The organism is Acidaminococcales bacterium (genome assembly GCA_031290885.1).
In the GTDB taxonomy this organism is placed as follows: Bacteria; Bacillota; Negativicutes; order Acidaminococcales; family JAISLQ01; genus JAISLQ01.
Window position 1 is genome coordinate 15,048 of the sequence record JAISLQ010000063.1, and the last position, 26,951, is coordinate 41,998.

Consider the following 26,951-nt stretch of genomic DNA (forward strand, 5'->3'; position numbering starts at 1 on the left):
AACGTTTTGAGGTTGCCGGGAAACAATACGGCGGCAAAGGATGTATAAGGGATATGCCTATATGCCGGCGGGCGGTTTGCGTCCCGGCGTCCGCTACGCGTGTATTATCGTTTGCAAAAAAGCCTGTGTGCGGCTTTCGCGCGGACAAGTGAATATGTCCTCCGGCGCGCCTTCTTCGATTGTCAATCCATCGTCCATATACACTACCCTATCCGCGACTTCCCGCGCAAAGCCCATTTCATGGGTAACTATCAGCATGGTCATGTTCTCCTCCGCCAGATGGCGCATGGTTTTCAATACCTCGCCGGTCAGTTCCGGATCAAGCGCGGAAGTAGGCTCGTCAAACAGCATGATGTCAGGCTGCATGGCAAGAGCCCGGGCGATAGCGACCCTTTGTTTCTGCCCACCGGAAAGCCGGCTGGGGTAGCTGTCTTTTTTGTCTGTCAGCCCAACCTTGCGCAAGAGTTTTTCCGCTTCCGGCATTATGCTTTCCGCAGCAATTTTTTTCACCAGCATGGGCGGCTTAATTATGTTTTCCAGCACGGTAAAATGCGGAAAAAGATTAAAATGCTGAAATACCATGCCCATCTTGGCGCACAGGCGGCGCGCATCCGCATCCCGCGCGTATCTTGCCCTGCCGTCCGCCCCCGTGGCGGCCAGCGTCTCGCCCGCGATGTTTATTTCACCGCTGTCAATGTTTTCCAGACGGTTAAGGCAACGCAAAAAAGTGCTTTTGCCGGAACCGCTGGCGCCGATAATGGCGATTACTTCACCTTGCCGGACGCGAAGCGATACTCCCTTAAGCGCCATAGTTTCATGAAAGCTTTTGCGGATATCGACCGCGTTTATTATGTCCATGACTGCTTTGCCGCCTGTTTTTTACGATTATTTTTCATAGGCCGAGTAATGTTTTTCCAGACCTTTGAATATCCAAGTCAGGATAAGGGTCATGCCGAGGTAAAAGGCGGCGGCTACGCCGAAAGGGGCGGTATTGAAGTCCCTTTGCACAATGCTGCGGGTAACGCGCATGAGATCGCCCATGGCCAGAACGTAAATAAGCGAGGTGTCTTTGACCAAAGTTATTATTTCATTGCCGGCCGGCGGCAGGATATGCCGTATTACCTGCGGCAGGACGATATGGCGCATTGTTTGCGCGTAGGTCATGCCGAGTGTTTTAGCCGCCTCATACTGCCCGCGGTCTATCGCCTGTATGCCGGCGCGAAATATTTCCGCGAAATAAGCGGCGTAGTTGAGCGCGAAAGCCGCCAGCGCCGCAGGAAAATCCGCCAGCGTGATGCCAAAGCCCGGCAACGCGAAATAAAAAAACAAAAGTTGCAGCATGAGCGGCGTGCCGCGCAGCAGCCAAACATAAACCCCTATCAGCGTACGCAAAACCCGCCAGGGAGACAGACGGGCAAGCGCGAGAAAAAGACCCAGCGGCAAAGACAGGACAAGCGTCGCGAAGAACATTTTTAACGTTACGCCAAAGCCTTCCAGCAAGGGCGGCATTATGCCGATAAGATAGTCAAAGCGCATTTTGGGTCAAAATTTTAAAGCTTTTCATTTCAAGATGTCCGAGCCAAACCATTTTGTGGAGATTTTCGCGGACGTGCCGTCCTTTTTCATTTCATCCAACACTTTTTGCAGCGCCGCGAGCAACGCCCCCTCGCTTTTGCGCAATCCCACGCCGTATTCTTCCGTACCGAAATTGTCGGCTAAAACCCGGTACTGCCCGGGCTTCATAGCGGTGTAATAGCGCCCGACAATTTCGTCAATGACAACGGCGTCCAGGCGCCCAAGGTCAAGATCCATCAAGGCCGCAATAAAATCGCCGTATTTTTTGAACTCTTTAAAAGATTTCAGCACGGCGGGTTCTTTCTCGACGGCGTCAACGCTGGTGCTGCCGTCCTGGGTGCCGATGGTTTTACCTTTCAGGCCGGCTTTGTCTTTGATGGGCGATTTGTCTTTGACAACGATTATTTGCCTGTTTTCCATATAAGGTTTGGAAAACAGGATGTTTTCTTTGCGTTTTTCTGTTATGGTCAATCCGTTCCACAGCATGTCCACGCGCTTGCTGGTCAGTTCGGCTTCTTTGCTGTTCCAGTCAATAGGCTTGAATTCAACCGCCGTTTTTAGGCGTTTGGCGGCTTCCTGCGCCATTTCAATGTCAAAGCCCGTAAGTTTGCCATCTTTGTCGCGAAAACCCATCGGCGGGAAATTGTCGTCAAGCCCTATGATGATTTTAGGCGGAATTTCGGGCGGCTTACCGGCCGGCGCCGCCGGCGAAGAACCGCAGCCGGCGCATAAAGCGGCCAGCAGCGCCACGGCAGCCGTTAGCATTAAAAGATTTTTCCTCATCAAGTAGCACCTCCCAAATATTGGCAGTTGTTTACGTTCCCTAGGCATCGCTTGCTACACATTATATTAAATTATGTGGCGCGGCAAGGGCAAAAGGAATATTGGGGCAAAAACGGAAGATTTCCGGCACAAAACTTGCTTGGCAATTAAAAATAGCGTATTTTGCCCTATTTTCCCGATAGTTGAAAACCCAGTATGGTGATATAGTATTAGGTAGCGCAGAAAAATGGGCGGGGGGATTTATTTGCAAAGGGAAAAAATATACGCTGTCCTTTTAAAACACGTACATTCCGAACAGCTTTTAAGGCATGGGGCGGCGGTGGAAATAGCTTTGCGCGCCTATGCTGAAAAATTCGGCGCCGATCCTGATTATTGGGGAGCGGTGGGTCTTTTGCACGATATTGATTTTGAAAAATATCCGAACGAACACCTCAAACATTCGCGTGAAATACTTCTGTCGGAGGGTTTTGCCGAACAATTTGTCATTGACGTCATATCGCATGATCGGGAATGGGAAAAAGAAAGATCACTTTTGCAAAAGGCGCTTTTAGCTTGCGATGAGATGACCGGTTTTGTGCTGGCCTGCGCTTTGGTTCGCCCCGACAAAAGCCTCGACGCGCTGGAAGTCAAGTCGGTTGTGAAAAAAATGAAGGACAAAGCCTTCGCCAGGGCGGTGAGCCGGGAACTTTTGGCGGAAAGCGCCGCCGATCTGGGCGTTGATTTGAAGGAGCATATAGATTTCGTGCGCGCGGCTTTGGCCGCGAAAGTAAAAGACGAGCCTTACGCCGGGCTGAAATTTCTCGGGTAGGTGCTATTTCCCGGTGATTCAGGCATTTTGCGTTGAAGGACGCTATTACTTGTGGTATACTGTTCTAAAATATACTATGAGTAGTTATTGAAGTCAAGGCGGCAAAATCAAATTTTTCCAACGGCCGCCCGAGGGAAGCGAAAATATGGGAAAATCACCGCCGCCCGCCGATAGCAAGCGCCATTATATTATGAGCCGGATAAAAAGCAAAAATACCTCCATTGAGCTCTCTTTGCGCAAAGCTCTCTGGCGCTCCGGCATAAAATACAGAAAAAACTATGCGAAACTTCCCGGGACGCCGGACATAGCCATCACAAAATATCAAATAGCGATATTTTGTGATGGTGATTTTTGGCATGGTAAAGATTGGAAAACTAAAAAGCCAAGAATCAAAAGCAACCGGGAATATTGGTTCAAAAAAATTGAGCGCAATATAACCCGCGACAATGAAACTAATAGGTTGCTGCGCGGCATGGGTTGGACGGTCGTAAGGTTTTGGGGCACTGAAATATGCGGCAATCCGGGCAATTGCATCGACAATATAAAAGAAGCCATATTCCAAAACCAAGTGGATGCCGGCGATGTCTGGTTTGGCTCCGACGAGCCATGACAAAGGGGCGCGCGCAGGGTGTAAAGGGGCACGGCCATGAGTTTTGCGCAAACTGTTTTGTTGGATTTTGCGAAGGCGCTATGCGGCCAAGTTGAGACGGCCTTGCCGCAAATTACGAACGTGTCCACCGGCGTTTTACGCCTCGCGGCGCGGCAAATCAGCCCGCAAATCTTGCCTGTGTTTCAACCGGGGCGCATTATTAAGAGGTGAGCGGTAATTGCCTGGGTTTCACGTCATAAATTACGGCTGCCAAATGAACCAAAGCGATTCGGAGCATTACGCCGGGCAGCTTGAAAGCCTCGGTTACGAGGAGACGGCCGACTATAAGAAGGCCGCCGTTGTCATTTTAAATACCTGTTGCGTCCGTGAGGGCGCGGAACAGAAGATCCGCGGCAAAATCGGCGAGTTCAAATTTTTCAAAAAAGAGCATCCGGACGCAGTGCTCGCCATCGCCGGCTGTATGGCGCAAAAAGGAGGGGAAGCGCTCCTTTCCGAATTCAAACAGATCGACCTGGTTTTGGGCACTTTTTATATAAGCAGTTTTACCGGCATACTGCAGGAATTTCTGCAAACGCGCCGGCGACAGGCTTTTGTCGATGAGAAAGCGGACAGGGAAGATTTTTCCGGCGGCATATTGCGCAAAAGCGCCTTTTCCGCCTGGATACCCGTGACGCATGGCTGCAACAATTACTGCTCTTATTGCATAGTCCCCTATGTCCGCGGCCGCGAACGCTCCCGGCCGTTTCAGGCGGTCATGGACGAGGTGGCGTCCGTCGCCGGACGGTACAAAGAGATCGTGCTTTTAGGCCAGAACGTCAATTCTTACGCCAGCGGCGGCACAAACTTTGCCGGTCTGCTCAGCGCGGTTGACCAAACGCCCGGCGTGGAACGGATACGTTTTATGACAAGCCATCCGCGCGATATGGGCGAAGATGTCATAAAGGCGGTGGCTGCCGGAGAGCGCATCTGTGAGCATTTCCATTTGCCGGTACAGGCGGGCGGCGATCGTGTCCTGAAAGCCATGAACAGGGGCTACAGCCGGGACGGTTATTTGCGCCTTATCGAGTCGGTGCGCCGCCATGTCCCCGCCGCGAGCGTTACCACCGATATTATTGTGGGATTTCCCGGCGAGACGGAAGAAGATTTCGCCGATACTTTATCTTTGGTGGAAAGCGCGCGTTATGACGCGGCCTATACCTTTATCTATTCGCCGCGTTCCGGAACGCCGGCCGCCGGCATGGACGGACAGGTGCCGGAACCGGTCAAAAAAGCCCGCCTGAAAGCCCTCATGGAGTTGCAAAACAAGATAAGCCTTGACATTAACGGCAAATTGGCAGGAAGCGTGCAAACGGTAATGGTGGAAGGCGCAAGCGCGACAAACGAAAGCAATCTGTCGGGGCGCACGCGCGCCAACAAGATAGTCATATTTCCCCGGGACGGCCGTTCTATCGCGGCTGGCGAAACAGTGCCGGTAAAAATAACTTCCGGTCAGACCTGGCTGCTGAAAGGGACGATCGCCAAGCGATGATTTTGATCGACAGAGAGGCTTGAGGATGGACAATCAAAACTATACTCCCATGATAATTCAATACCAGGAAATTAAAAGCCGACATCCGGGCGAAATACTTTTTTTCCGTTTAGGCGATTTTTATGAGATGTTTTTTGACGACGCCCATCTGGCGTCGCGCGAGCTTGACATTACGCTCACTTCGCGCGACGGCGGCGCCGATGAGCGCATCCCCATGTGCGGCGTGCCGTATCATTCCGCCGACGGCTATATCGCCAAGCTTATCAAAAAAGGTTACAAGATAGCTATCTGCGAACAGGTGGAAGACCCCAGAGACGCCAAAGGACTGGTAAAACGCGAGGTAATAAAAATAATTACGCCGGGCACGGCGATGAACGACCAACTGCTGGATGAGAAAACCAATCAATATCTTGCCTTGCTCTATGAAGAAGCCGGCTGTTTAGCTTTTGCCGCTGCGGACGTATCCACCGGCGAATGTCTGTGGGCGGCCTGCCGGGGCGTCGCCCGCAGGGAAAAGGCACTGGATCTTATTTTTCAAATAGCGCCGGCGGAAATGGTAACTGTGGGAAAGGTCGAGAACTGGTCGGATTTGGAAAGTTTTTGCCGGCAAAAACTGCCGGGGTGCTCATTCAGCCTTTATTGCCCGGAGGATTTGGATGGCGCGGAGGCGTTGACTTTCAAGCACTTCCCCGGGCACAAATTGCCCGCAGAGGCAAAGACGGCCGTCGGCTGTCTGCTGTCTTATCTTTATACGCTTTTAAAGTCCGATTTGTCGCATATTGGCAATTTGAGCGAATTAAATTATGAAACGGCCATGCTGCTTGACGCCGCCGCCGCGCGCAATCTCGAGCTTCTGCGAAACTTGCGCGACGGCTCGCGCAAGGGCACTCTGCTGGATATTATTGATTTTACGCAGACCGCCATGGGCGGGCGCCAGCTTAAACGCTGGATAGAGGCGCCGCTTCTGAATCCGGCCGCGATAATAGCACGCCAGCAAGTGATTGCCGAACTGCTGGGGGAATTTCATTTGCGGGAACTGCTGAAAACGCAATTGGCTATGATCAGCGACATGGAACGCATACTTTCGCGGATAGAGGTCGGCAACGCCAACGCCCGCGACTTGGCGGCGCTGTCCGCCTCATTGGCGGCGCTGCCCGATATAAGGCTCGCCCTTAAAAATGCGCAAGGCGGCAAATTGCATGAGCTTGGCGATTCTTTGGAACTGCACTCTTCCTTGCGCACTCTCTTATTCAACGCCTTGGTTGACGATCCGCCTTTTTCCGTGCGCGAAGGCGGCATGATCCGGGAGGGGTATGACCTGGAATTGGATGCCCTGCGGCGCACCTCCCGCGACAGCCGGGAATGGATGAACGATTTTGAGGCGAAGCAGCGCGCCCTTACCGGCATTAAAAATCTTAAAGTAGGCTATAACAAGGTATTCGGGTATTATATTGAAATTACCCGCTCAAACCTCGGCGCCGTACCTGACAATTTCGTCCGCAAACAGACGCTGGCCAATGCGGAAAGATATATCGTGCCTGAACTTAAAGAGTTTGAAAACAGAATCCTCGGCGCGCAGGAACGTATCGAGCAGTTGGAATACTATATTTTCAACTGTCTGCGCGAAAAAGTGCGGGAACACACGGCGGAGCTGCAAAATACCGCCAGGGCTCTGGCGTCCGTAGACGTTTTTCTGTCGCTGGCCACCGCTGCGGACAAATATAAATATATACGCCCGGAATTAAACAGCCGCCAGGAAATAACAATCAAGGACGGACGGCATCCGGTGGTAGAGCGGCTGTTGCGGCAAGAACTGTTTGTGCCAAACGACGTGTCCCTCAACATGGGCGATCGCCGCATGTTGATAATAACCGGTCCCAACATGGCCGGCAAGTCAACTTATATGCGCCAGATCGCCTTGCTTACGCTGATGGCGCAGATCGGATGTTTCATCCCGGCCAGGCAGGCTTGCATTTGTCCGGTCGACCGCATATTTACCCGCGTAGGCGCCAGCGACGACCTGGCCAGCGGGCAAAGCACCTTCATGCTGGAAATGACCGAAGTCGCGCAGATTTTAAACCGCGCGACCGAACGCAGCCTGATCATCCTTGACGAAGTGGGGCGCGGTACCAGCACTTATGACGGCATGAGCATAGCGCAGGCGGTCATTGAATATATAAACTCCAAAATAGGCGCCAAAACGCTTTTCGCCACCCATTACCACGAACTCATGCAGCTGGAGAGCCAGCTTGACGGATTGCGCAATTGTTCGGTCGCGGTCAAAGAAAAGGGGGGCGAGGTAGTTTTTCTGCGGCGCATCGTGCCCGGAGGGGCGGACAAAAGTTACGGCATACACGTGGCGCAATTGGCCGGCCTGCCTAAAAGTCTTTTGGCAAGAGCGCAGCGCCTGCTCAATGAATATTCGGGCGAGACGCCCACCGGCGAAACGCAAAAGAAGGAAACTTCCCCCCGGCAGGAAACGCTCTTCGCCGGCGCGCTCAACAGGGAACTCCTGGAACTCGACGTAGCCGCCATGACGCCGATTGAAGCTATGAACAAACTGTATGACCTGCAAAAGGAAGCGAAAAAGGAAGCGGGTATTCCCTGATGGACAACAGGATAATATTGCTTGACGCCAACACGGCCAATAAAATCGCCGCCGGCGAAGTGGTGGAAAAACCGGCTTCGGCCGTTAAAGAACTGATCGAAAATTCTTTGGACGCCGGAGCGCGCGCGATCGAAATTGAAATCGCCGGCGGCGGCGTAAAATACATCCGCGTTACCGATGACGGCGTAGGCATGTCGGAAGGCGATGCCCGTCTGTCCGTATTGCGCCACGCCACCAGCAAAATCAAGACGGAAAGCGACCTTATGTCCATTAAGACAATGGGGTTTCGCGGCGAGGCTTTGCCCAGCATCGCGTCCGTATCAAGGTTCTCCCTGCTGACCCGTCCGCCGGATGCCGAGTTTGCCGTTAAAGTTACGCTCGTGGGCGGGGAAGGCCTCGATGTAACAAAAACCGGCGCCGGAGTCGGCACAAGCGTGATCGTCGAAGACCTATTCTTTAACATTCCCGCCCGGCGCAAATTTTTGCGCACCGAAAGCACGGAAAGCCGCTACGTAAGCGAAGTTGTGGAAAAGCTCGCCTTGTCGAGGCCCGATGTCCGCTTTTCCCTGGTCAGCGGCGGCAGGCAGGTTTTAGCTACCCCGGGCGGCGGAGAACTGGCCGACGCCATAGAAAGCATCTTTGGCGCGAAAACCAGGGAAGAACTGCTGCCGGTAAATTACGAAAAAGACGGGTTTAAAATCACCGGGTATGCCGGAAATCCTTCCCTGCTCAAAAGCTCCCGCCAGTGGCAGACCATGATCGCGAACGGGCGCGTCATAACCAGCCGGTTCATTGCCCGCGCGCTTGACCACGCCTATCAATCGCAACTGCCCAAAAACGGCTATCCTTTCGCGGTCGTGGTGCTGGAACTTGACATGGAGCAGACAGACGTTAACGTACATCCGCAAAAAAGCGAGATAAAGTTCAGCGACGAGCAGGGCGTGTACCGTGCGGTGTACCGGGCGTTTTCCGACGCTTTGGCGCGGCCGCTTCGGGACGGAACAGCCCCCATCGAGGCGCGGACGGAAAGCGGCGCTTTGGCGCGGCCGGCAAAGCAGGAAACAAAGCGCGCCGCGCCTTCGTCCTACCAGATGGATATATGGAAACAGTCGCCTTTTACCGTCAGGGAAGAAGTTACGGTTTACGGCAAACAGGCGGTACGTGATTTCTTTGCCGAGCGCGCGGCGCTGCTCGCCGAAAAAGAATTGCCGCCAAGCAGTGCCGCGCCGGAACGGAAAGCGGATTCCGACGAAACTCATTCGATCTGGCCGCTAGGTCAAATCGCGCGCACGTACATAGTGGCGCAATCCGCAGACGGCCTTTATATCATAGATCAGCACGCCGCCCATGAACGGATCGTTTTTGACCGGCTGACCGCAAACAAAGGCGATATGCCGGTGCAGGAGCTGCTTTTGCCCGTATATATACAGTTGCCTGCAGACGAAGCCGATCTGGCGCTTGCCCATAGCCAAACCTTCAAGTCCCTGGGCTTTGATTTGGAAGCCGCCGGGCCTGACGCGCTCAAACTGACTGCCGTGCCGGCCGATCTGTCGGCTGATGAGTTGGAAAGCTTTGTCAGGCAGTCGCTGGTTTTTATTGCCGGAATGAAAACCCCCGATCCGGGTGAGATGCGCAGCCGCCTGGTGTCCTTGGCCTCCTGCCGGGCGGCGATCAAAGGCGGGCAAACTCTTAACATAAGGCAGATGCGCGAACTCATCGCCCAACTGATGGACACCCGGCATCCTTTTACTTGCCCGCACGGGCGTCCGGTCATAATTAAATATTCCGAACAGGAGCTTGGCCGGATGTTCAAAAGGACTTAGATGAATTTCGCGGTTACCGTAGGCAAAAACGGCGCGCCCGGCTTAACGGGCAAAGCGCGGGCATGGAGCGAAGAACTGGGCCTGCCGTTTATCGGGCGGGACAAAGGGACGCTTGACGAATTTATAACGCGCGGCGGCTTTGATGGCGCCTTAGTCGCTACCGCCAAAGGGCCGGAGCTTTATTCGGCCGGCGGCCGGCTGTTTTTTCATCCGGGCATGAGCGTGCGGCGCATAGGGAATCTTTGCGCGGGCGCCGGCGACAGGATGGTCAGGGCCATGGGTCTAAAAAGGGGCATGAGCGTATTGGATTGTACGCTGGGGCTGGCCGCCGATGCCTGCGTCGCTTCTTGGGCGGTTGGGCGCGAAGGGCTCGTGGTAGGAGTTGAGGCGGTTAAACCCGTGGCTTTTGTGATAAGGGAAGGGCTGTCAAATTACCGGGCCGACAACGAAGAACTGACCGCGGCCATGCGCCGGATACGGGTAGTGTTTTCCGATGCCCTGGCTTATCTCAAAAAAGCGGCGGACAACTCTTTCGATATAGTTTATTTTGATCCGATGTTTGAGCGCATTTTGGAAAAATCACACAACATGGAACCGCTGCGGCCGGTAGCCCATGCCCTGAAACTGGACGGCGCGCTGCTGGCCGAAGCGCAAAGAGTCGCCGCCGGCAAGGTAGTAATAAAAACCATTGAACCCGGGAAGCATTTTCCTTGGCTTTTGGCGCGCCTTACCGGCGATGGCCGCTACAGCAAACTAAAATACGCAGTGCTGGAGGCTGGCGGGTGAAGGACAAATTGATCGTCATTCTCGGCCCGACCGCCACCGGCAAGAGCAAACTCGGAATTTCCCTCGCGCAAGAGCTGGGTACGCAAATAATCTCAGGCGACTCCATGCTGGTCTACCGGGGAATGGACATCGGCACGGCCAAACCGGCAGCGGACGAATTAAAGCGGGTGCGGCACCACCTTGTCGATATTCTTCGGCCGTGTGAAATTTTCAGCGCGGCGCTGTTTCAAAAAGAGGCCGCGCGCCTTATAGCAGAACTCAACGGCAAGGGGATGCTTCCGCTGCTGGTGGGCGGGACAGGCCTTTATATCCGTTCGCTGCTCGAAGGATATGATTTTTCGGCGCCGGAAGCGGATCCGGCATTGCGCGCGCAACTGGAAGCTTTCGCGGACGAATTCGGCGACGCGGCGCTGTTTGCCCGCTTGCGCGCTTTGTCGGCCAAAGCCGCCTCCGGCATACATCCCAACAACCGGCGGCGGGTTATAAGGGCGATAGAAGCCGCTACGCTTGGCCAAGGAATATCGCGCGAAAAACAGCGGGAATTGGTTTATGACGCGCGGGTATTCGGGCTTTACGCGGACAGGGATTTTTTATATGAGAAAATAAATCAACGGGTAAAGAACATGTTTGACGCCGGGCTGATCGAAGAAGTGCGAGGCCTAATGGGCGCGGGCGTGGACAAGCGGGCGCCGGCCATGCGCGGCATCGGCTACAAAGAAGTAATTGAATATATGGACGGCGCTTGCACGCTGCCCGAATGTATGCGGCTTGTCGCCAGAAATACCAGGCGCTTCGCCAAACGCCAGTTTACCTGGTACAGAAAAATGCCTTATATAAAATGGCTGAAAGTGGAAGAAGGCCCAAGCGTCAAAAGGCTTGCGAATATTATCCGCGAAAACTTGTGGAATGAGCGAAACTAAGGTAAAATAAATTACAATCGATAAAGATCAGCGGCAATTCCTCTCTTTATTTATGGGCGCAAAGTCCCGCCGCAAATTTTCTGCGGCAACCGGTCGGACGCGGCTTCATTATAGCGGACAGGTTCAACTTTTCGTTGAGCGGCCATGCCGGGGACTTAGCCGCCCTTTGTACCCAGTTGCCCCAAAACCGGGGATGCTTGGGGCGGATCAGTCCAGCGTTCAAATTGGAGGGATAGATATGGTTGCAACAAGCAAAAGCATCAACTTGCAGGACAGCTTTCTCAACCAAGTAAGAAAAGAAAATGTCGTGGTGATTGTTTATCTTGTCAACGGTTTTCAGCTTAAAGGTTTGGTAAGGGGCTTCGACAATTTTACGGTCATTTTGGAAAATGACGGCAGGCAGCAACTTATTTACAAACACGCTATATCGACCGTCACGCCTTTGCAGGCCATGCAAATAATGTCGCCGGAAAAGGCGCATTGCTGCAAAGTGCCGGGGGAACGGCAGGAATAACAGCGTAACGGGGCGGGAAATTTGGAAAAGTCGTTAAAAGTTTTTTTGCAGTATTTGGCAGTGGAAGAAGGGTTTTCCGCAAACACGATTGCGGCTTATGCTTCCGACATAAGAAAGTTTATGCTTTTTGCCGGCGAGCATGCCGTAAACTCCGTTAAAGAGGTTACGCACGATCTTATCAAAGCGTTTTTGCAGCAAGAGCGCAAAAACGCTTTGTCTTCCGCTACCGTAACCCGCCGGGTAGCGGCTTTAAAGTCTTTTTTCTCCTTTTTGCGGGAAGAGAAGCTGATCGGCGCCAACCCGGCGGAGACAATATCATCCTCGCGCAACTCCCTGCATCTGCCCAAAGTGCTCTCCGCCGCAGAAATTGACGCGCTTTTGCGTCAGCCGGAAGCGACGAGCGCCGAAGGGATACGCGATCGCGCCATGTTGGAGACGCTTTACGCGACAGGCATGAGAGTTTCCGAACTGACAGGGATAAATTATGAAAACATCAACCCGGACGCCAATTATATAATCTGCTTTGGCAAAAGGGCGAAAGAGCGCCTTGTTCCCATAGGAAACGCGGCGCGCGCCTGTTTGCGCGATTATTTGGAAAACGCCCGTCCGCTTCTCGCCAAGGGCAAAAACGATGCGGCGCTTTTTTTGAACGCTGACGGCCAGCGGCTGACCCGGCAGGGGCTTTGGTTTATCCTGAAAAAACACGCCAAGCGCGCCGGCATAACAAAAGCAATCACCCCCCATACCCTGCGCCATTCTTTTGCCACTCACCTTTTGGAAAACGGCGCCGATTTAAGGGTTGTGCAGGAAATGCTTGGACACGCGGACATTTCGACAACCCAGATCTACACCCACCTGACCAAAAAACATTTGCGCGACATATATGACCGGACGCACCCGCGGGCTTGACGGCCGTTTTATTTAGCGGCGGCGGACGGCAGTTGTGGCGGCGGAAAGGCTGAAAAATCAGATGAAAAAAAGGAAAATCAGGATCGCGCGGCTTTTGTCCATGTTTCTGATCGCCTGCGCCGCAGCCGTGGGGGCTTATTATTATTTCAAGACGGGACCCGCGCCCACGGCACCGCCGGCAACGGACGGCCGCGATGCGCAGACGCGCGGACGCGGCCTGGATTATAAAGAACCGTCGCTGGCCTTGCAAGCCGAGGTAAATGGCGTGCTAAAGGCAAATAAAGCGCAGGTAAAAGAAACCAAGCATCTTGAGAAAAGCGCCGGCGGCAAACAAAACACGAAGATTGACTGGCTGGAGCGTTCGCAATTGGTAACCATTGACGCTTCCGCCAGCATCGAAGAAATAAAAGATGATTTAAACAAACGGCTCAAAAGCAAAAGCGGCGCGGTTGCGAGGCAGGAGCAAGACAAATGGGAAGGCCAGAACGTCGAAAGGATTGATATCGCCCTCATCACCGATGACGGCGATATATCCGAACTCATTGTTGACAGGATTTACTTCGCGCCGCCGGCCAAAGCGAAAAAGGCCGGCCACGGCAGGCTTGCCGTTATAGTCGACGACTGCGGTTATGATGCCGACATTGTCCGCAAGATAACCGGCCTGAAACAGAAACTGTCTTTTGCCGTCATACCCTACCGTAATTTTTCCGCCGAAGCGCTCGCCATAATTAAAAAAAGCGGCAAAGAGGCCTTGCTGCATCTGCCGATGGAACCGCTTGACCGCAGCCAGCAGTCAGAGAAAATAACCATAGCCGTAAACATGTCCGATGACGAAGCAAAACAAATAACGCGAAAAGCCATAGAGCAATTGCCGGGCATAGTGGGCGTCAACAACCACCAAGGCTCGCGGGCGACGGCCGACGAACGGATCATGAGGGCAGTCTTGTCGGTCATAAAAGAAAAACGTTTGTTTTTTGTCGATAGTTTCACCCAACCTAAAACCCTCGCCTACAAGGTCGCCGGGCAGATGGGCGTAAGAACTGCGATCAACCGGGCGTTCATGGACGGCGAAGCAGACGTCGGTTACATTAAAGGCCGTCTGCGCCAAGCCGGGGAACAGGCCCTGAAAGAAGGATCCTACATTGCCATTTGCCATGCCCGACCCCAAACCGCCATCGCTTTGTCGGAAACGCTGAACGAACTGGAAGCCATAGGGGTGGAGTTTGTTTTCGTCTCCTCGCTCGTGTCGCGTTAAAAGCCGCCGCAGGGCAAGGCGAAACATGGGCGAAAGAAAAGGGATGCTGAAACATGCGCGATTTTAACATTGTTTTGTTTGAACAGTTTGAAACGCTCGATGCCTTCGGCCCGGCCGAAATAATCGGCAAATTGCCGGAGATGTATAATTTGGGCTATTTTTCGCCAAAAGGCGGCGCGGTAACCAGCAGCCAAAATTTAAAGGCGTTGACCAGGCCGCTAAAAGAAATCAACGGCGGGGGCATTTTGCTCATACCCGGCGGCATGGGCACGCGGAACTTGGTGCGCGACGAAGCTTTCATAGAGGCGCTGTCTTGTCTTGCGCGCGCGGCCGAATATGTCCTGACCGTATGCACAGGTTCGGCGCTTTTAGCAAAGACCGGCCTGCTTGACGGGAAAAAAGCCACCTCGAACAAAAAAGCCTTTGACTGGGTTTGCGCGCAAAACGCGCGGGTCAACTGGCAAAGGCGCGCGCGCTGGACGGTTGACGGGCGTATCTATACGGCTTCCGGCATATCCGCCGGCATGGATATGGCGCTGGGCTTTATAGCGCAAATGCACGGCGGGGAACTGGCCGGCGATATAGCGGGGCGCATTGAGTATGTTTGGAACGCCGACAAGGAAAACGACCCGTTTGCCTTGTCCTGAATGTGCGCCGGGCGTTTGCCCCTGACCGGGTTGAAATTTGATATTATGCATAATATCTACAAAATATTTATGCTATAATTATAGGCAAAGGCAGAAAACATTCTGTTGGAGGGCTATAAAAATGAACAATTTCAAAACAGCCGTTTTGCTTTCGTTGATGATGATACTTTTGATGCTGGCAGGACGCGCCTTTGGCGGGCAAAGCGGCATGATCATGATGTTTGGCTTTTCCCTTTTGCTCAATTTCGTCAGTTACTGGTATAGTGACAAAATCGTCCTGAAAATGTACAAAGCCCGGGAAGTGGACGCGCAAAGCGCCCCCGAGCTGTTCAGGATGGTTTCCGCTCTGGCGCGCCGCGCACGGTTGCCCATGCCCAAAGTATATGTAATTAATACCGACGTCCCGAATGCCTTTGCCACAGGCCGCAACCCCGAACACGCGGCCGTTGCCGCCACCAGCGGCATTATGCGCGCCCTAAGCTATGAGGAGCTGGAGGGCGTGCTATCCCACGAACTGGCGCATGTCAAAAACCGCGATACGCTCATCTGCACTGTTGCCGCCACCATGGCGGGCGCGATTACAATGCTTGCCGATATGCTCCGCTGGGGCATGATACTCGGCGGCGGCCGCCGGGACAGCAATGACAATAATTCCGCCGGCGCAATCGCCACCATAGCCATGGTCATTTTGGCGCCCCTTGCCGCCATGCTCATACAAATGGCCATATCGCGCTCGCGCGAATTTGTGGCCGACGAGACCGGCGGCAGGATCAGCGGCAAACCGCTCGCTTTGGCCAGCGCGCTGCGCAAGATTGAAAACTACGCCCAGCGCAAAGTGCTGCCGGACGCTACGCCCGCCACCTCAAACATGTTTATCATAAATCCGCTGGGCGGCGTCCGCAGCCTTTTCGGCAATCTTTTCAGCACGCACCCGGCGACCTCCAAACGGATCGCGAAATTAGAGGAACTCGCGCGCAATTTGCGCTAAAAATACCCGTCAGGATTCGCCGCGCAGTTTACCCGGCAAGTATATTATTTGTCAGGGAAGAACACATCCCAACCGGCGTATAAAAGCACGAGGATGCTTGCGACAATCAACCCAAAATCGCCGATATATTCATATTCAGGCATGATCGGCACCTCTGCGAAAGGCCTGTTTTCATACGGTGAAAACAGGCCCTTGGTTTTTGTCCGACTGACGGGCAACCGCGCGCGGCAAACTGCGTTTTGACAGCAAAAGCCCGGCGCGCGGCACCCTTTTGTTCCAAAACTTTGCCCCACCGCTCAATATAAATCATCGCGGCTTTGTCTTTGCTGTTTACGGCAAACCCGATGGCGGAATTGTCGGCGGATGCCGGGCTCTGCTTTTTCATGGCGTAAATGTAGTGGATATAGTCCTTGTCCCTTCTCCTTTTGAAAACGCGCCCGTATTTTTCCGTAACACCCCGCAAAGACATGCCCGCGGCAACCCCGCTGCCGCTGTGTCCGGTCATTTTCTGCGCGAAGTTGCCCCGGCGGTCTTTGCTGCTCGGATGGGTGGAAGCGACAAGCACAAAGCGCAGGCGTTTCCGGTTCTCCTTCATCTGCGCGCTGTCCGTGATGTCCTGCCAGATTGCCGCCGGCGCCGGTATTGCAGCCGGCCTCGGCCAGAAAATGACAGGTTGTCGGCCTCCCATTCGTTAGGCTTGGTGATGCCGGCGCTCCTTATATTGGCGGTAGCCAGATCAAGAAAGAAAACCTACCGTAAGATCCTATCTCAGACAACCCCGCGCGCCTTTGCCCTCTCAGGCCTTTTGCCCGTATTCTTCCCGGCCGCGCGCGCCGGTTATTCTGTTTTGCCCGTCCACCAGCACGGTGGTGGGAACAAAAGTTTCCGCTTCTTCTTTGCTCATCTGCGCGTAAGCGATGATGATGACCTTGTCGCCGACGGCAACTTTCCTGGCGGCCGCGCCGTTTAAACAAATGACGCCGGAAGCGGGCGGGCCGGGAATGGCGTAAGTTTCAAAGCGGCTGCCATTGTCAATGTCGACAACCTGCACAATTTCATAGGCAAGAATGCCGGCCGCCGCCAAAAGCTCCCGGTCAATGGTTATGCTGCCGGCGTACATGAGATTTGCCTCAGTAACGGTTGCCCTGTGGATCTTTCCATGAAACATCGTGTATTGCATTTTGTCCTCCTTGTTTTAGCGTCAGGCGCTTACCCGGGACAAAAAATATACCGTTAAAACGGAAAGGGCACAAAACAACAAATCCTACCCGTCTCGGTCATATAAACGATCCAAGCGGCGAACGCCGGCGCGTCGGTTACGTCATGTATTTTAGCATATAAAAGGCGAAGGTACAAGCCTGGTTACTTTTGAATCACGGAAATCAATTTTCAAAAGAATACGAGCCGTATTTTTGCGGCACGGAGGATGCAATCACTATCGTAATCGTAGGGACGTTCTGCGGATTCCGCAATTTGCAACAAATATACGAATGGGCAAGCCGCAAAAAAACATCCGCATGTCCGCGCCGGAAACTCTCCGTTGGCCACGTGCCCGGCTGCTATTGGTTAACGTGCTTGCCGAAGATGTTGGAGCCAAAATCCCTGAGCGAATGTTTTACGAGAAGGGTTATGCCGCTTTTGCCGGAGAAAGCGGAAGGGTGCGCCGTTTCCTTCGATGGCAAGACCACATGTTCCACGGCAAATGCGCAGATTGAAACTGCTTCCCGCTTGGCAGTTACGCGAAATTTGAAAATTGATTTCCGCGCAACCGCGGCGAAACATCTTGCCAAGCGGACGGCGGCGTGTTAGAATATCAGCAATATTAACAATAAAATTATTGTTTCGGTCATTGAACGATGCTCCGTTTCGCGAGAGATTTCGTTTTGCCAAAGGCTTGTTCGTTGGATGCATTGCGCCAGGTAACATTTTGTAAAGAATGTTACCTGGCAAAGAGGCAATTCCCGCTTGGAGAGCCGCTTTTTGTTTTGCGCAAAAAAATATTTACAAAAATCGCAAAATTAAAAAGCGCGGAAATCCCCGCGCTTGCTGGATAAATTAAAAAACGCCGGGCAACATTCTTTACATTGTGTTGCATGGGCCGCCAAATAAATTTTAAAAACAGATTGTTGTAATTTTACATACATTCCGCGCCGTTGTCAACCAGATTGTTCGTTCGCCGTTTTGCGTCAAGTTAATGTTCCAAATCAAAGGTTAAACCAAAGATCTTCAATAGATTTGGCAAAAAAACATAAGGGGCGATATTTATGCGTAATGTAGCTAAATTCAAGAAGAAATCGCGGCACCTGCCCTTTGGTTTCCCGAGCGGCGAAACTGCGTTCCCCTGGCCGGGAGCGCGGCGGGCGGCGGTTTTTTTGTGCGCGGCCGGCCTTTTGGCTCTGTCCGCGCCGGCGTACGCGGGAACGGTAACCCAATCTGCCGAAACCAGTACGTCCACTCCGGGCGATTTAAGAGATGCCGCATCCTACGGCAGCGCCGTAACTTTCTCCGTCCCCGGCGTTATGTTCGCCCATGACGCTGCCGCCGTTTCAGTTAACGCCGGCATAACAGTCATCCGCGGCGGCTTGATCAGCGGCTTCATGACAAGGATCTCTTCCCTCAACGCCGACATCCTGCGGCAGGCCGACCTGCGGACGGACACGGCGTTAAGCAGCCTTACGCTAAACAGCGATGTTTTACCGTTTGCCCAGCCTGCCCTGACCGCCGGCATGACCTATATCAGAGGCGACGAAACTCCTAGAACATTGGGCTTACCTCCTTTTAATAACGCCAGATGGCTGACCATCGACAATAAGCTGAATTTAGAAAACCTGCATTTTGATGCGGTAAAAATCACAAACGAATTTGACTCCGTTTCCGCCGGCGGCATGACCAACGGGCTGATTGGCAATACAAGCAGCCACACGAATGATATAAAATTCGGCGATCTTACCGGTAACGCCTTTACCGGCATAGACATTACTTTTATTGGGCACGAAGATACGCACTATCTGGCCGGCGGCGGGTTGATCGGCTTTCGGGCGACCGGCGAGTCAAGTCCGCCAAGTGCCTCGGTTGATGTCGGCGACATAACCGGCAATGTTTTTCGCGGCATAAAAGTAACTACCACCTTTTCAATCTCAAACCCTACCGAAAGCGCCTATCTTGAGGGCGGCGGGCTGATCGGCTTGGACGCCGTGTCTTCGCCGTCCAATGTACCGGGGCACGCCCTGCTGCAATCACTCAATTACAACCTTTTCACCGGTATAGCAATAGATTCCGGCGACATCATCCTCGGCGGCGGCTTGGTGGGCGTCAACAACAACAGCCGAGATATTGGCGGCAAAGATGTTACCTATGCCCGGATAGTTGACGTCAGGGGCAATGTCTTCGGCAACAACAACCTGGGCGACATCACGGTCAAGGCCGGCTATTCCCTGCGCGGCGGCGGCGTGCTCGGTATCAACGGCCTCTCTAACGCGGCCGTTAAGCTGGACTACCTCGCCGACAACATCTTCGCCGGCGTGGCGGTGGATGTGGGCAGCTACCTGCGGGGCGGCGGCCTCGTCGGCCTCAACACTAATTACAATGACGGGAAAAGCCCTGATCCCGGCCCCGACCCTGATTATCCCATCAATGCGTCCACTGGTTCGGTTTACGGCAACCTTTTCATCAACAGCAGCGTCGCTGTCGGTACCCGCGACAATGGTTCCGGCGGCTTTTTGGGGGGAAACTTGGAGGGCGGCGGGGTTGTTGGCCTGCGTTCCAACGCCGGTTATACGGAAATGCTCTCTTTGCGGAACAATATTTTTTACAACTTGGATGTAACGACACACGCGGAAACCTCACCTACAGCCTCACTATCCAATAAGGGCGACTTGCTGGGCGGCGGCGTGGTCGGCCTGTCATCCAAACAATATGTTACCTTGGACACTGCGGACAACAACTGGTTTAGCGGCATCAACGTCGATATCGGCCGCAATCTGTTCGGCGGCGGCCTGATAGGTACTTATGCGGAGAAGCAGGCGATTAAAGGCGGCGCCGACTCAATTATCGGCGCCCTGGAAAACAACACTTTCCGTGCTTCTCGTGTCAGCGCGGCGGAGAGTCTGCGCGGCGGCGGCGTAGCCGGCGTTTATGCCACCGATACTGTTAGCGCGGGAAACGTGCTCGCCGGAATCGGATTCTTTTCGGGCAATCTTTTTTATGACGGCATAGAAGTCAAAGCCCGCGACCTCACCGGCGGCGGCGTGGTCGGCGTCTACTCCAATGACGGCGGTGCCGCGATCTTGAGCGTGCAAAACAACGTGTTTGGGGACAAAGACTCGTTTGGCGCCCTGAAGGTAACAACGGAGCGGTACATCGCTGGTGGCGGCGTATTGGGCGTTTATTCCGGCAATAATATCGCCTATATCAATGAAATCGCCGGCAACGGCTTCTTTGGCGCGCAAATTACCGCCGGTACCTACATCGATGGCGGCGGCCTTATCGGGGCGACCGGCTTAACCGGCAGTGCCGCCGGGCATGGCCTCGGCCTTTTGAACCGCAATGCTTTCGTCGACAATGAGGTTACGGCGGAAAACGGGCAAATCATGGGCGGGGCAGTCTACAGCTACGGGTTGGCCGCTCCCTTGGAAATCAGGGACAGCGAGTTCAGAAACAATACTTTTACATCGGTCGTGAATGACACCTCCCTCAAATACGACACAATTCCCTCCGCCAAAGTTTACGGCACGGTTACCGTGGATACCGGCCTTGATTTAGGTGCGCCACATACCAATGCCCTGACCCTGTCCGCCACCGCCGGCAAAATGACGTCCTTTGTGAACAATGGAATCGTTGAACACAACGGGCCAGGCCCCATCCCCACTGTTCCGACGCGTTACAACTCCCTGTATTTCGGCGTTGTTGACGGCTATACCACCGACGACAGTACCGGCAATATCGCAACAGTCCCCGATGCCGCCGATTCCGACGCGGCGCTCATCGTCCAAGCCGAAGCCGGCGGCGTGGTGCTCCTTTTTGACCCCATCGCGGTAAATCAGAACAATGGCAAAACCTTTAGCATGCGGGTTACAGGCAATGGTGTGTTTCTATGGGGCGGGGACAACACCTTCGCGTTAGATGGCGCGAACGGTACCGTCGCCCTCGAAGGAGGCAGCAACACCGTCTTTATTAACAACGAGCTGTCCGGCAATCGGGCGTTCACGCTCGATGGCGGCGGCGGCAAAGCCCCCTTCGCCTTTACGCTCAACTCCGGCGCGGCGCTCCTGGTCATGGGTTACAACAAAATGAATGTTAGCAGCGCAAATTTCGCGGGCAATGTTACTTTCAACATTGATAACGGCGATGGCTTCGGCAAGCTTTCCGCGCTCGGCGACGATAGCGGCGCAGCATCGGCCAGCGGCGGCGCCCTCCTCGCCTTTACCGATCCTCTGGCAAACAATGTCGATGTAACCGGAGCCAAGGTGTCTTTGAGCAACTTCCGGGCCGGCGACCCGCTCACGATGGGCGATGTCTTCTACCTGATGGACACCGGGGCAGGCAATGCGCAGGTAGCCGGCGCGGACGCGCTGACGAACGACCAAAACCAAAGCGGCCAGTACACGGCCTACGCCCGGCAGGGCATGACCCGCGGCTACAACTTTATCATCGACGACAAACCGGACGGCACGAACCGCAGCCCATACCTCGTCGCCCGCCTTTATAGCAGCGGACCCGCGCCGGGGGCGCGCATTATCAACGAAGGGCGGATCGCCGGCCTGGCCTTCGTCAGCAACAGCGCCGGCTGGCTGGCCGACCACAGTTACGAGTCGGCCGACCTTAACATCCGGGAAAAAGAGGGCGGCTGGGAATACGCCAGCTTCGGCGGCGCGGATGCCGGCTGGCAGCGCATTGAGACTGGTTCCCACCTCGATCTCGCTTCCAGCCACCTCATGTTGGGACGGACGGCCAAACGCGTCCGGGAGGACGGCTCGCTTCTTTACGGCGGCTTTGTGGACGCCGGGTTCGGGCATTACAGCGCCCGGGGCAACTTCGGCGACGATGGGCGAGTCAGCGGCCGGGGGAACCTGCGGGCGGTCGGCCTGGGCTTTATGACCCGCCGCGTGCGCCCCGACGGGCTGCGGCTGGAAGCGTCCCTGCGCGGCGGGCTGCTCGAGAACCGTTTCCGGTCCTACGAACTGACCGACGTGGACGGCAACATCGCCCGCTATGATGTCCGCGTCCCGTATTTTGGAGCGCATATCGGTATCGGCAAGGAGAAGAAGCTCAACGAGAAGGATACTTTCGACCTTCTCCTTCGTTACTACTACGCGCGGCAAAACGGCAAGTCCATCACGCTTCACACCGACGAAAGGGTGGACTTTGCCGCAGACGATTCGCACCGGCTGCGGCTGGGGACGCGTTTCACCCGCAAAAAAAACGATTATCGTTACTGGTATGTGGGCGCGGCGCTCGAATATGAGTTTGCCGGCAAGTCGCGCGGGGTCGCCGATGGGCAGTACCGACTGGGCGAGCCGGACATGGGCGGCTTAACGGGCATCGTTGAGGTGGGCGGCATCGCCAAGCCAAAACCTGACAGCCGTTTCTCGGCCGAATACGGCGTACAGTTCTACGCCGGCAAACGCGGCGGCTTGTCCGGTGGGATAAGGCTGTCTTGGGCGTTTTGAGCTTCGCCCGGCCAGGGCGCGTTGCCATAATAAAAACGGCGTGAGAGAGAGCATGCGCGCCCTCGCTTTGTTTTGTCCCCCGGCGGCCACAGCCGGCGCGCAAAAATGCGCATATATCCAGTATGACAAGGGGTTTTGGCCTGTCGCCCATTGCGCTGAATTTATTTTTGACTGCATTGCCATGATTATGTTAAAATTAAACGAGTATATCGTCCACGGCGTGTTTTGCCATAATTCAGCGTGGAGCGACTTCGGCGTTTTTAGTGCCGGGAAAAAATCGGTTTTGCGTGAACCTCGCCGGTTTATATGGCGGGATGAGGCCGCTTGGATGCTTGCCGCTAAGTAAGCTTAAAGACGCGGACAGCTTTAATGGACGGCCTGTTTCCGCAGGGGAAATAAACCGGCAATGCGCATCCCAGCCGCACCTTAATTTGGACGAGATAAGAGGCGGTTACAGAGAACTTGAAGGGCTTGGCGTTTTTTCGGGAACCAATTGCCGCCTATCCGCAATCAACAAAACATTTGACAAAACACCGCCAAATTTATTATAATAATCTTCGTTGATGACTCCGTAGCTCAGTTGGATAGAGCGTTTGACTACGAATCAAAAGGCCGCAGGTTCGAGTCCTGCCGGGGTCGCCAAAAAAATACAAGTTGTGAAGCGGGTTTTGGCGGTTTTGCCGGAACCCGTTTTTGTTGTGAAAATTGCTTGCACCACAAAATACCCGCAAAATATTTTTTGTGGATACTATCGAAAGCAATTAATATTCGCTCTTGCATGCTTTATCTGCGCATCTTTCCAGCCGGTTTCTCGTGTCCTTGTCCAGCGCGTCTGTCCACCTTTGGGGGATTGTCCGCGCTCCATACAACGCGCCCGCGAGTCCGCCTGTAATTGCCCCTATGGTGTCGGCGTCGCCGCCGAGGTTCACCGCCTGTATCAGCGCGCCCTCGAAACTGGACGTGTCCCGTATGGCGTTTATGGCGCATACGAGGCTGTTCAGGACGTACCCGTCCGGGCGCGGGCGCTCGTTGTCCGGCGCCAGTTCCCGTACACGCCTCATGCGGTACTCTATACGCTCTTTGCTCCAGCCAATCCCAGCGTCCGGGATTTTATCCGCTCCGATAATGTCCGCAACTGCTTCGGTGTATGCTATGACCGAAAGCGTGCTGTCATCATGCCAATGCGTCATGCGCCCAATAGCCGCCGCCGCTATCCGGGCGCTCTTGCGTCCGTACCAAAGCGCGGGGTAAATGGTTCGCATCAACGCGCCGTTGCCTGCCGTCATGCCGTTGGTGTCCGCGTGGACGCGCCGCGCGGCTTCGTGCCAGCCGTTCTCGTCCTGCGCGCCGTTTGCTTTCGCGTAGGCAATGGCGCTGCGGCAAGTAACGCCGATATCCTTGGGCCGGCTGTCATACCATTCGACAAACCGCCGCCCGATTCCGGGTATCGGGTCTTGCGGGTTTTCAACTATTCCTTCCGCGACGGACAGCGTCATCTGCGTGTCGTCGGTTATCTCGCCGGGCATGACGTTCAGCCAGCCGCCGCCAATCATTTCGCGCACGGTACCATGCTTTGCCCGTATCTCCTCCGCGCTCATGAATTCAAGCGGCGCGCCCAGCGCGTCTCCCACCGCTACGCCCAGCAAAGCGCCAAGTATCTTATCCGGGCTTTTTTTCATCGCCATCACCTGCCTCATCTTGTAGCAGCCCAAGGTCGCGCATATGCTTTTCCAGCGCCTCGTTGAAAAAATCCGAGCGGCTGTATCCTTTGTTTTTTCGCTGCCTTTCTGCTACGTATTCATCCATCGCGTCCAGCAAACTTCCGGCGATATAGCAGTTTATGCCTATGCGTCGGTCTTTGCTTTTTTTGGGCCTGCCGAGCGATTTGGGATCGGTCTTCACTTTCCAAGTCCCCCCATCATTTTGCTATAGGTTTCTTCAAGCGCGGCTTTTAGCGGCGCGCTGGGAATGCGGTTTTGCCGGAAGCCCTCCATAATCCCTTGGTAATACAGTTTCGAGGGAAGCGCTGGTTTGCTGTGCGCGGCGGTCATGACGTAAGCCATCGCCCTGTACGGCGTTCCATCCTCGGCATAAACCGTGACCTTGCGCTTTTCATACAAATGCGGGTAGCCCTCATATCTGTCGAGGCTTTGTTCACATTCTGGCGTAATCGTCCATAAGAGGCCGTTAACAACCTTGCCGCGCTTATGTCGAATGTTCGCCACCCCCCAGTTGCTTGTCTTTCCGTTGAGTTCAAGCGCGTAGTTCAGTAATATGGCCGCGCCGACAACTGCCGCCCTGGGGCAGCGAACTGCCATCTGATCCAGATGGCAGTTGCTCCCGTATGCGAAATAGTAACGCTTTGTTTTTGCTCTTGTTGTGTTATTTATGCTTAGCCCTCCCTGTCAAAATGCCATGCGCCGATTTCCGATATCGCCTCAAACATCGCTATCGCCCGCGCCTCGATGTCGCCTTTGGGTAATTTCAGTTTCTTGCCAATCATGCGTTTGTAAGTGTCCTCTTGGATTGCGATATAGCCCTCTGCGTCGGTGTCGGGCTTCACGCCCCAGTTCATGTCTTTGATTTAATCAATCAATGCGACCGCCGTCGCGCCGTAATGCTCCCGGTCGTCAATAATTACTTTCATGGCATTGCCCCCTTTGTTGTTTACCTTGGCCGCCCTCAAGCGAGGGCGGCTGTCATATTGTTGCTTGCTATGGTAGCGGGGTGCGTCGGGTAACGCTCCGGCGCAAACCTCCACGCCGCGTTGCCGTCAAGGCGCTTCAACAAATGCTCGCGGGTGTTGGCAAACTCGTCGCCTATCAGCCCAAGCCGCAAAAGCCAAGTGCGGAAAGTGAATTTTTCGTTGTCGCTTGCCGTTTTGGTTAACTGCGTCGACTTCTGCCGCATTGCCTGTGCGCTTATGGCAAGCGCCAGATGTACGTAGGCTTTTACTTCCCCGGCGTGCAAGGTGCTGTTGAAAAGCCTGAACTCTACGGTCTTTTTGCTGGATGTCGCGTGCAGGTTCAGCGCATGGTAGCGGCTCGGCGCGTAGTGTTCGCCGGGATTGTCGCGATAGTCGTTTTTATCGTACCATATCGCCTTTAGGCTATCCAGAGTGAGATTCTTGTCTTTTCGCGCTGCCAGCAAAACGCTTTCGCGGGTCTTTTTGCAGTATCTGACACGGTCGTCGCTTACCCGCAAGGCTTTGAAAAGCAAATCTTCTTTGCCGTACATAATGCCGAGCAGGTTTCGCAGGCTCTTGGCGGTGTGGTTCGTTGCGTCAACATGGATGTGTATGCCGCAACTTCTGTTCACTTTTGCTCCCGCGTGGCGTACTTGCCGCACTATCTCCTGCACCGTAGGCAGTTCGTCGTAGTGCAGTATCGGGCTTACGACTTCGACGCTGTAGCACTTATCGGTGATCGGACGATATTGCTTTTTATCGTATTTGCACTCCTTATCAATGCTTGCGTCACTCATCACCTTCCACTTTCTGCCCTGCCAGTCACACACTTCGTATGCGTTGTACGCGCCGCCGATGTATGTTTCCGTTGCGCCAAAGTGCTTTGCTATCGTCTTTGCTGCTTCCTCGCGGGTTACCCCGGTCATTTCAATCTCAATGCCAAAATTCTGTTGCTTCATCCTTGTTCGCCTCCGTAGTTTTTTGCCTTGGCTGCTTTCGTTACCCATATTATAATTAGGCGCAATTATAAAGTCAATGGCTTTTGGTTAAAAATTCATATTTTTGCCAAAAATATTAGCGCACAAAAAAAGAAAAAACCTCTTGCGATTGGCTTAGGCAAGAGGGTTTTCTTTTTAAATTTTACGGATTTTCATACTTTTTAATAAAAACTTCCGCTGCCGCCCGGTCGCCTTTTTTCACTATGCGCTCAAAGGCTTTGATAAGTGCCCATTCGTCCTCGAAGGCTCTCATCTGGGGGCGCTGCGGGCGCGTGGGGCGCGGTTCTTTTTTCGGCCCCCTTGTCCGCGGTGAACTATCCTTAGAACCCGATTTCCTGCCCGCTCCCGCTCTTGCGCCTCCCCATCCGTCTTTAGTACCGTCTTTCATATACGGCTAACCCCACGATAATCAACTCACCTGCTGCCAACAGCCCTATAAATGCCGCTTTTGCCGCATTTATGTCCCAATCGATTTTGCTGGCCAAAAAAGATATTACAATTAAATTAAGTATAGTGGATATCGCTTGCCTTTTTGACATTTTTCGCACCTCCTGCTATAATGTAGGCAGCGGGGGCTTTCGCCCCCCTGCCTTGCCCTCGGTTACCGCTTGTGCTTTGGTCGGCTTCGGCGGTTGCCGGGGCTTTTGGTTTTGCGGCGGCTTTTCAGCTTGTCCAGCCTGTCCCAAATCTGGAGCAGGAGTGTCGCTGTCGCGACCGCTGCAGCATATATAGTCAAATAGCATTGAAAATGTGACAGTAAATTGATAATATAAAATTGCTATGAGCTATGATAAAAAATATAGAAAACGGACAATTGAATATCTGAACGCTGGACACACATACAG

At 54.0% G+C, this 26,951-nt stretch carries 24 protein-coding genes and 1 tRNA gene; 14 read left to right on the top strand and 11 right to left on the bottom strand.

The window, feature by feature from the left end; translation table 11 throughout:
• Nucleotides 1–93: 93 nt before the first annotated feature.
• The 3 genes from LBO03_07650 to LBO03_07660 are packed head-to-tail and all read right to left on the bottom strand — an operon-like array spanning nucleotide 94 to nucleotide 2,358.
• Entirely contained in the window at nucleotides 94–858 is a 765-nt protein-coding gene (locus tag LBO03_07650) for an amino acid ABC transporter ATP-binding protein (protein ID MDR3349460.1), read from the bottom strand.
• Nucleotides 859–885: 27 nt separating this feature from the next.
• Nucleotides 886–1,536 (bottom strand): amino acid ABC transporter permease, encoded by a 651-nt coding sequence (locus LBO03_07655; protein MDR3349461.1) that lies wholly within the window; start codon nucleotides 1,534–1,536, stop codon nucleotides 886–888.
• 24 nt (nucleotides 1,537–1,560) lie between these two features.
• Nucleotides 1,561–2,358, bottom strand: coding sequence for an amino acid ABC transporter substrate-binding protein (locus tag LBO03_07660; GenBank protein MDR3349462.1), 798 nt, complete (start codon nucleotides 2,356–2,358; stop codon nucleotides 1,561–1,563).
• Between the two features lie 226 nt (nucleotides 2,359–2,584).
• Between LBO03_07660 and LBO03_07665 the strand changes: the two genes are divergently transcribed.
• The 12 genes from LBO03_07665 to htpX all read left to right on the top strand — a co-directional run bounded on the left by LBO03_07665 (nucleotide 2,585) and on the right by htpX (nucleotide 15,754).
• A complete protein-coding gene (locus LBO03_07665) occupies nucleotides 2,585–3,166 on the top strand; it encodes an HD domain-containing protein (GenBank protein ID MDR3349463.1) in 582 nt (193 codons plus the stop codon).
• A 145-nt stretch (nucleotides 3,167–3,311) separates the two neighbouring features.
• Entirely contained in the window at nucleotides 3,312–3,776 is a 465-nt protein-coding gene (locus tag LBO03_07670; GenBank protein MDR3349464.1) for a very short patch repair endonuclease, read from the top strand.
• Nucleotides 3,777–3,993: 217 nt separating this feature from the next.
• Nucleotides 3,994–5,304: a tRNA (N6-isopentenyl adenosine(37)-C2)-methylthiotransferase MiaB gene (gene miaB, locus LBO03_07675; protein MDR3349465.1), complete on the top strand. Its 1,311-nt coding sequence runs from the start codon at nucleotides 3,994–3,996 to the stop codon at nucleotides 5,302–5,304.
• Nucleotides 5,305–5,329: 25 nt separating this feature from the next.
• Nucleotides 5,330–7,912, top strand: a complete 2,583-nt coding sequence (gene mutS, locus LBO03_07680) for a DNA mismatch repair protein MutS (protein ID MDR3349466.1) — start codon at nucleotides 5,330–5,332, stop codon at nucleotides 7,910–7,912.
• Nucleotides 7,912–9,735: a DNA mismatch repair endonuclease MutL gene (gene mutL / locus LBO03_07685; protein ID MDR3349467.1), complete on the top strand. Its 1,824-nt coding sequence runs from the start codon at nucleotides 7,912–7,914 to the stop codon at nucleotides 9,733–9,735. Before mutS ends, mutL begins: the two co-directional genes overlap by 1 nt.
• Nucleotides 9,736–10,521: a class I SAM-dependent methyltransferase gene (locus LBO03_07690; GenBank protein ID MDR3349468.1), complete on the top strand. Its 786-nt coding sequence runs from the start codon at nucleotides 9,736–9,738 to the stop codon at nucleotides 10,519–10,521. It begins immediately after the preceding gene.
• Complete coding sequence (gene miaA, locus LBO03_07695) at nucleotides 10,518–11,441, top strand: tRNA (adenosine(37)-N6)-dimethylallyltransferase MiaA (GenBank protein ID MDR3349469.1); 924 nt, start codon at nucleotides 10,518–10,520, stop codon at nucleotides 11,439–11,441. Before LBO03_07690 ends, miaA begins: the two co-directional genes overlap by 4 nt.
• A gap of 238 nt (nucleotides 11,442–11,679) precedes the next feature.
• On the top strand, nucleotides 11,680–11,955 hold the full coding sequence (hfq, locus tag LBO03_07700; GenBank protein MDR3349470.1) for an RNA chaperone Hfq: 276 nt from the start codon (nucleotides 11,680–11,682) through the stop codon (nucleotides 11,953–11,955).
• 21 nt (nucleotides 11,956–11,976) lie between these two features.
• Nucleotides 11,977–12,864 (top strand): site-specific tyrosine recombinase XerD, encoded by an 888-nt coding sequence (gene xerD / locus LBO03_07705; protein MDR3349471.1) that lies wholly within the window; start codon nucleotides 11,977–11,979, stop codon nucleotides 12,862–12,864.
• A gap of 61 nt (nucleotides 12,865–12,925) precedes the next feature.
• Nucleotides 12,926–14,119, top strand: coding sequence for a divergent polysaccharide deacetylase family protein (locus LBO03_07710; protein MDR3349472.1), 1,194 nt, complete (start codon nucleotides 12,926–12,928; stop codon nucleotides 14,117–14,119).
• A 53-nt stretch (nucleotides 14,120–14,172) separates the two neighbouring features.
• The gene (locus LBO03_07715; protein ID MDR3349473.1) at nucleotides 14,173–14,766 is read left to right on the top strand and encodes a DJ-1/PfpI family protein; all 594 of its coding nucleotides are present in this window, start codon (nucleotides 14,173–14,175) and stop codon (nucleotides 14,764–14,766) included.
• A gap of 121 nt (nucleotides 14,767–14,887) precedes the next feature.
• Complete coding sequence (gene htpX / locus LBO03_07720) at nucleotides 14,888–15,754, top strand: zinc metalloprotease HtpX (GenBank protein ID MDR3349474.1); 867 nt, start codon at nucleotides 14,888–14,890, stop codon at nucleotides 15,752–15,754.
• A 106-nt stretch (nucleotides 15,755–15,860) separates the two neighbouring features.
• Here the strand turns inward: htpX and LBO03_07725 are convergent, their stop codons facing one another.
• A complete protein-coding gene (locus LBO03_07725) occupies nucleotides 15,861–16,442 on the bottom strand; it encodes a hypothetical protein (protein MDR3349475.1) in 582 nt (193 codons plus the stop codon).
• 108 nt (nucleotides 16,443–16,550) lie between these two features.
• Nucleotides 16,551–16,934, bottom strand: coding sequence for an aspartate 1-decarboxylase (locus tag LBO03_07730; GenBank protein ID MDR3349476.1), 384 nt, complete (start codon nucleotides 16,932–16,934; stop codon nucleotides 16,551–16,553).
• A 1,084-nt stretch (nucleotides 16,935–18,018) separates the two neighbouring features.
• Between LBO03_07730 and LBO03_07735 the strand changes: the two genes are divergently transcribed.
• Together LBO03_07735 and LBO03_07740 are read left to right on the top strand one after the other, a co-directional pair.
• Entirely contained in the window at nucleotides 18,019–22,422 is a 4,404-nt protein-coding gene (locus LBO03_07735) for a hypothetical protein (GenBank protein ID MDR3349477.1), read from the top strand.
• A 565-nt stretch (nucleotides 22,423–22,987) separates the two neighbouring features.
• Nucleotides 22,988–23,064, top strand: a tRNA-Arg gene (locus LBO03_07740).
• A 119-nt stretch (nucleotides 23,065–23,183) separates the two neighbouring features.
• Here LBO03_07740 and LBO03_07745 read toward each other — a convergent pair.
• From LBO03_07745 to LBO03_07770, 6 genes are all read right to left on the bottom strand, one after another.
• Nucleotides 23,184–24,107: an ADP-ribosylglycohydrolase family protein gene (locus LBO03_07745; protein MDR3349478.1), complete on the bottom strand. Its 924-nt coding sequence runs from the start codon at nucleotides 24,105–24,107 to the stop codon at nucleotides 23,184–23,186.
• Nucleotides 24,082–24,324, bottom strand: coding sequence for a hypothetical protein (locus LBO03_07750; protein ID MDR3349479.1), 243 nt, complete (start codon nucleotides 24,322–24,324; stop codon nucleotides 24,082–24,084). Before LBO03_07750 ends, LBO03_07745 begins: the two co-directional genes overlap by 26 nt.
• A complete protein-coding gene (locus LBO03_07755; GenBank protein ID MDR3349480.1) occupies nucleotides 24,321–24,812 on the bottom strand; it encodes a gamma-glutamylcyclotransferase in 492 nt (163 codons plus the stop codon). Before LBO03_07755 ends, LBO03_07750 begins: the two co-directional genes overlap by 4 nt.
• Nucleotides 24,813–24,814: 2 nt before the next feature.
• Nucleotides 24,815–24,997, bottom strand: coding sequence for a hypothetical protein (locus LBO03_07760; GenBank protein MDR3349481.1), 183 nt, complete (start codon nucleotides 24,995–24,997; stop codon nucleotides 24,815–24,817).
• 107 nt (nucleotides 24,998–25,104) lie between these two features.
• Entirely contained in the window at nucleotides 25,105–26,067 is a 963-nt protein-coding gene (locus LBO03_07765; protein MDR3349482.1) for an amidoligase family protein, read from the bottom strand.
• A 410-nt stretch (nucleotides 26,068–26,477) separates the two neighbouring features.
• Nucleotides 26,478–26,645: a hypothetical protein gene (locus tag LBO03_07770; protein MDR3349483.1), complete on the bottom strand. Its 168-nt coding sequence runs from the start codon at nucleotides 26,643–26,645 to the stop codon at nucleotides 26,478–26,480.
• Nucleotides 26,646–26,951: the final 306 nt, after the last annotated feature.